Source organism: Nonomuraea basaltis, from assembly GCF_005893125.1.
Taxonomy (GTDB): Bacteria; Actinomycetota; Actinomycetes; order Streptosporangiales; family Streptosporangiaceae; genus Nonomuraea; species Nonomuraea basaltis.
In genome coordinates, this window is sequence record NZ_VCJS01000420.1 from 1 (window position 1) to 5,613 (window position 5,613).

Genomic DNA, 5,613 nt, shown 5'->3' on the forward strand with positions numbered 1-5,613 from the left:
TGCGTCCTTGGGCTCCGTGCGTGCCACCGCGGTGTCCTCCAGGTCGATCTCCGTCGATGCCTGGATCACAGTACTCATCAGGTGCGTTCTCCTTGATCAGGAGTTACACCGAAAACCGTACAGTCCCTCGCGGGCCCTCTGCGCCGCAGGCTCCGCAGAAGTGCTCCGCTGGCAGGGTCCCGGCAAGGTCGTTAGGTGATGCCGAGTAGGGCCAGTGGGCGGTTGGCGTTGCGGGCGTGGTGGCGGGTCGCGGCGGCGATGTTGGTGATACCGGCCAGCCGTAGGGCGCCGATGGCGGCGTTTCGGAGGGCGGCCATGACTTGGGGTCCGGTGCCGGTGCGGATTTGGGAGCGATCTTCGTCGTAGGTGACGTCGCGGACCCAGTGGATCTTGTTTTCGATCGACCAGTGCCCGCGGATCCAGTCCGCGAGCTGCCACGGTCTTGCTTGGTGAGCTTGCAGATCGGTGATCGCGTAGACAGTCTCGGTGGTGAAGCGCCTCGGTTCGTCGAGACGGCGCCGACGGCGACGGATCTGGATCGCTTGTGCCGCATGGGGAAACTCGATGCCGGCGGCGACGGACAGGATCTTCAGGGTGCGGATCTCCCGACGGCCGTGCCCACGGTCGGTGTCCCGGTCGGCTTCAGGTGTCTGTCGCCAGAGCAGACCGGCCAACTGCTCGTGCAGGATGGGCTGGTTGCCTTTGACGGTCAGAATCCAGTGCGCGCCGCGGTCGGCGAGATAGGCGACGTGGTCACGCTGGCAGTGCAACGCGTCGGCGGTGACGACCACACCGCGTAGGTCGCCGATCTGGTCGAGCAGCGTGTCGAAGCGGGTGATCTCGTTGGTCTTGCTGTCGACATCGGTGGAAGCCAACACAACACCGGTGGACTGGTCCGCGGCGGCCAGGACGTGGCGGGCTGCGGCGGTACGCGTGCGTGAGCCCCGCAATGTCTTGCCGTCCACCGCGATCGCTCGCCTGGAGCCCGACGCGGCCGGGGGTATGCGCGTGGCCAGCCATGTCCCGATCGTGGCGGCGAGCAGGTCCGGGTCGACGGCCTGCAGCAGCCTGCGGATCATCGACTCGGACGGTCGCCGACCGGGATCGATACCCAACAGCATCGCGGTGTCGGCGGGCAGGTCGGTGACCCACTCGGCGATCGCGGTGTAGGAGCGGTAGCCGGCCACGACCGCGCAGACCGCCGTGGTGATCACCACGGTGAGACGGTGGCGGATCCCACGCCGCGCACGTGGGTCCGGCACCTCAGCCAGGGCAGCCGGCAGCTCGACGGCCACCTCGGCCGGGCCGAGTCCGGCTGGGTCAAGTCCGTCCGGTAGGTGCGACAACGAGGCGATCAGGGATGATGGCGACGCGGGCATGACTCACTTTCGGAAGATGATCAACGGGTGCAGGAACCTCGATGATCTTCCGAACCGGTCATGCCCGCCCGGCTACCTCCAGCAAGGGCGCGCCTACACCAATCAACTCAACCCGGACACCAGTCGCGACTTTGCCGGGGCCCTGGCTGGAAACCGGTGGCACAAGCGCCGTATCCGGCCCATTCACACCACCATGGGGCGGTGCGCTACCAACAAGACCCGTTGTCACGGGAGTGTGGGAGTCACTGATGAGGGGGTCACTGAGAGGGACCCCCAGGCAGAAGGAAGCGCTCGTAGAGTGGAGCACATGGCGAGCAGAAACGACCCTTATGGCACTAATCGCGACTTTCGTGGTGATTTCCGGGCGGAGATCCGGGAATTCCTGGGTACGCGACGGGCCAAGGTCACCCCCGAGCAGGCCGGACTGCCCGTGTACGGCGGAGAGCGCCGGCGGGTCACCGGGCTGCGCCGCGAGGAGGTGGCCCTGCTCGCGGGCATCTCCAGCGAGTACTACACCCGGCTGGAACGCGGCGACGCCACCGGTGTCTCCGAGAGCATCATCGAGGGCATCGCCCAAGCGCTCCAGCTCGACGAGGCCGAACGAATCCACCTGCTCGACCTCCTGCGCGGCGCCGGCACGACCCGCCCACCACGCCGCCGCCCGGTCCAGCAACGCGTCCGCCCCCCGGTGCAGCGCGTCCTGGACTCCATGACCGGCACACCCGCGTTCATCCTCAACGGACGCGGGGACATCCTGGCCACCAACCCTCTCGGGCGCGCCCTGTCCTCCCCGGTCTACGCCGACCCGGTACGGCCGCCCAACAACGCCCGGTTCGTCTTCCTCGACCCGCAGGCGACTGAGTTCTTCCGCGACTGGGACCAGGTCGCCAACGACACCGTCGCCATGCTCCGCGCCGAAGCTGGCCGCGACCTGTACGACAGGCGACTCACAGACCTGATCGGCGAACTGTCCACCCGCAGCGAGCATTTCCGTCGCCGCTGGGCAGCCCACAACGTCCGGATCCACACCACTGGCGTGAAGCTCCTCCACCACCCGGTCGTCGGAGACCTCGACCTGCCGTTCGTGACCTTCCCTCTGGGCGCCGACCCCAGCCAGTCCCTCCTCACCTACACCGCCGAACCCGCCTCACCCACCCAGGACGCCCTGAATCTCCTGGCCAGTTGGGCCGCAACCCACGACGCCATCGACAAGCACGCCCCGACCAACGACCCCGAATCGGCCGAGACAACCGACTGATCGCCGGCACACTGCGCACCGCATCTCGCACCTGGCGCCGGCCGACCTCGTGGACCTTGCCGATGTCGGGGTGCCCAAGGCGACCATGACCTCACGGGCGGCCAGGGCGGTACCGCTCAATCACACCCACCAGGGGCTTCCAGCTCGGCCCGTGCAATCGGGATCTCGCTGGCCGCAGGACCGTCGGGCTTGAGCTCGGGCAGATACTTATAGGTCGTGGAGCGGCTGACGCCGAGTAGCCGAGCGATCTAGGAGACCGTCGCGTCGGGCTGGGTGAGCATGGCGCGGGCGTGCCCGACCTGCTCAGGCGTCATCGCTGGCGGCCGTCCGAGACGCTGCCCGCGGGCCTTCGCGGCGGCCAGGCCCTCGTTGGTGCCCTCGATGATGAGCTCGCGGATGAACTCCGCCAGGGCGGCGAACACGTGGAAGACCAGCCGGCCGCCCGGGGTGGTGGTGTCGAGGGCCTCTTTGAGGGACCGGAACCCGACGCCGCGCTTGCGCAGGCCGGCGACGATCGCGATCAGGTCCTGAAGGGACCGGCCGAGCCGGTCCAGGGACGGGACGACCAGGGTGTCGCCGGGACGCAGGTAGTCCAATGCCTTCCAGAGTTCCTCGCACTCCACGTTCTTGCCGGACTTCTTGTCGGCAAAGATCCGGATACAGCCGACCGCGGTGAGGGCCAGGGCCTGCCGGTCCAGGTACTCGGCCTGGCTGTCACGATCGTCAAGCGCTCCGACGACGTCCGCGGCTTCGTCGTGTTACCCCGCAGGTGGGTGGCAGAACGAACATTCGCCTGGCTGACCCGCTACCGCCGGCTGGTACGGATCTACGAACGCAAGCCCGAGCACCATGAAGCCCTGATCTGGTGGGCCACCGTGCACCAGATGACCCGCCGCCTGACCCGCCAACTGGCAGGCCAGCCACCCCACGCCCGCTGGAGCGATCTGCCGCCGCTGCCGGAGCTGTCCAGTCCCGATCGGCGCGACAAGGTTCTGCAACTCCTGGCCGCCCAGCCCTGGCGTGCCTGGAGAGGGACCGAGTTGGCTGCCATCCTCGGAATCGAGAACGTCAACAGCTTCCGCGTCCAACTGTCTCAATGGTCCCACCAGGGCTACATCAACAAGATCGGACCAGCGCTCTACGGTCCCATGCCCCCGAGCACTTAAGCCTTCGTCAGCAGGCTCTTAGAGCCGGTAGTTGAACGAGTCCTTTGGTGGTGCCGGCGGTGGGCGATCGGCGAGTACCTGCGAGTGCGGAAACCCGGTCATAGCAAACAGATCAGGTTGGCTGGATGGGGCGGGCTGCCAGGCCCTCGATGAGGAGTGATAGGAACCGGTCCCCGGCGTCGGCTGTCCAGGATGCCTGGCGTGTTGCCCAGGCCATGGCGTTGACTGCGGCGAGCAGTTGGTCGGCGTCAAGGTCGGCACGTATATGACCGGAGTGCTGGGCGCGGGCCAGCAGGTCGTCGGCTGCGGCGCGGAGTCCGGCACAGGAGGAGTGCAGGGTTGATCCCGGATCGTGCAGCGCCGCCATGACCGAGGCGGGCAGCCCGTCGTAGCGGGCTGATGCCACGGTCAGTTCCCGTATCCAGGCAACAAGGGCCTGGCCGGGGTCAGGGGAGGCGATGAGGTCCGCCGCCCGGGCGCGCAACCTGTCGAACCCGTGCTGCAGCAGCGTCTGGAGCAGTGCCTCCCGGGTGGGGAAATGCCGGTACAGGGTAGCGATGCTGACCCCCGCCCGGCGTGCCACCTCCCGAAGGGATGCGTCGGTCCCCTGCTCCGCGAACGTCGTCTGGGCCGCGACCAGAAGGTGCTCGTGGGTGCGCCGGCCATCGGCACGGACCGGAAGACCGGTCGGCCAGGCGTCTGCATCGTTCATCTCAGGCTCCTTTCCCGTCGCGGACTTGCTAACCGAAGCATCGCTACGGATAATGGGAGCGCCGCTTCGGTTACGGTCGAAGCTTACCTATGGCCACGTCCATGAGCCAGCGAGGAGATGTGCAGATGCCCCAGGAACTCGATGAGTGGCATGCCCGGGCCGGAGGCTACGTGGCACGGCCGAAGTTCGAGACCTATGCCGAGAAATATTCGCGCTACTTCGTCATGCGCCGCCGTGACGGGATCATCGAACTACGGATGCACACCGACGGCGGTCCAGCCCGATTCGACTTCGCGGCGCACAACGCCTGGGCCCAGGTCTGGCAGGAGATCGGCAACGACCCCGACAACGAAGTGCTGATCCTCACCGGCACCGGCGACCAGTGGCTGGGCACCCCCGAGACCACCGCCGCCGATCCCGCAGAGGCGGCGAACGAGCTGATGAACAACCCGCGCCCTAAGGACTTCGCCTACGAGCACGCCTACTACGACGCCACCAAGCTGCTGGAGAACTTCGTCTTCGGCATCGACATCCCCACCATCGCGGCGATCAACGGGCCCAGCCCTGCGCACACCGAGTTCGCACTGCTGTGCGACATCACCCTGGCTGCCGAGACCGCGACCATCATCGACCCGCACCTGCTGGCCGGCGTCGCGCCCGGCGACGGGCAGCAGCTCACCCTCCAGGAACTCCTCGGCACCAAGCGCGCCGCCTACCACCTCTACACCGGCAAGCCCATCGACGCCCGGCAAGCCCTCGAACTCGGCCTGGTCAACGAGGTGCTGCCCGCCGACCGTCTCCTGCCGCGCGCCTGGGAACTGGCTGAAGCCATCATGAAAGCCCCCCGCACCGCCCGCCGCTTCACCCACGCCATCGCCCAGCGGCCCTGGAAACGGCGCCTCACCCAGGATCTCGGCTTCGGCATCGCCCACGAGATGTATGGCATTCACGCCGACCAACTCCCCGGCTAGCCTTGGCTATTCATAGGCCTTGAGGAGATCCGAGACGAAATGACCCGATAGACAACGAAGAGTGCCCCTGATCTGGAAGATTACGGATTGTCGAGATCAACAACCTTCCAGAGCGAGGAGCACTCTT

Annotated in this window: 4 protein-coding genes and 2 pseudogenes; 3 read left to right on the top strand and 3 right to left on the bottom strand. The window is 67.2% G+C overall.

Annotation, left to right across the window (positions count from 1 at the left end):
- Positions 1–191 precede the first annotated feature (191 nt).
- Positions 192–1,262: an ISAs1 family transposase gene (locus EJK15_RS67330; RefSeq protein ID WP_240778104.1), complete on the bottom strand. Its 1,071-nt coding sequence runs from the start codon at positions 1,260–1,262 to the stop codon at positions 192–194.
- A 424-nt stretch (positions 1,263–1,686) separates the two neighbouring features.
- On the opposite strand from EJK15_RS67330, the gene EJK15_RS67335 reads away from it, so the two are divergent.
- A complete protein-coding gene (locus tag EJK15_RS67335; protein WP_138720604.1) occupies positions 1,687–2,637 on the top strand; it encodes a helix-turn-helix transcriptional regulator in 951 nt (316 codons plus the stop codon).
- 248 nt (positions 2,638–2,885) lie between these two features.
- Here the strand turns inward: EJK15_RS67335 and EJK15_RS67340 are convergent.
- Positions 2,886–3,338 (bottom strand): annotated as a pseudogene (locus EJK15_RS67340) (recombinase family protein); the annotation flags it as partial.
- Between the two features lie 12 nt (positions 3,339–3,350).
- Here EJK15_RS67340 and EJK15_RS78350 point away from each other — a divergent pair.
- Positions 3,351–3,462 (top strand): annotated as a pseudogene (locus tag EJK15_RS78350) (transposase); the annotation flags it as partial.
- Positions 3,463–3,915: 453 nt separating this feature from the next.
- Here EJK15_RS78350 and EJK15_RS67350 read toward each other — a convergent pair.
- Entirely contained in the window at positions 3,916–4,515 is a 600-nt protein-coding gene (locus tag EJK15_RS67350; protein ID WP_138720606.1) for a TetR/AcrR family transcriptional regulator, read from the bottom strand.
- Positions 4,516–4,640: 125 nt separating this feature from the next.
- Here EJK15_RS67350 and EJK15_RS67355 point away from each other — a divergent pair, with 125 nt between their 5' ends.
- Positions 4,641–5,486, top strand: coding sequence for an enoyl-CoA hydratase/isomerase family protein (locus EJK15_RS67355; protein ID WP_138720607.1), 846 nt, complete (start codon positions 4,641–4,643; stop codon positions 5,484–5,486).
- The last annotated feature ends 127 nt before the right edge of the window (positions 5,487–5,613 follow it).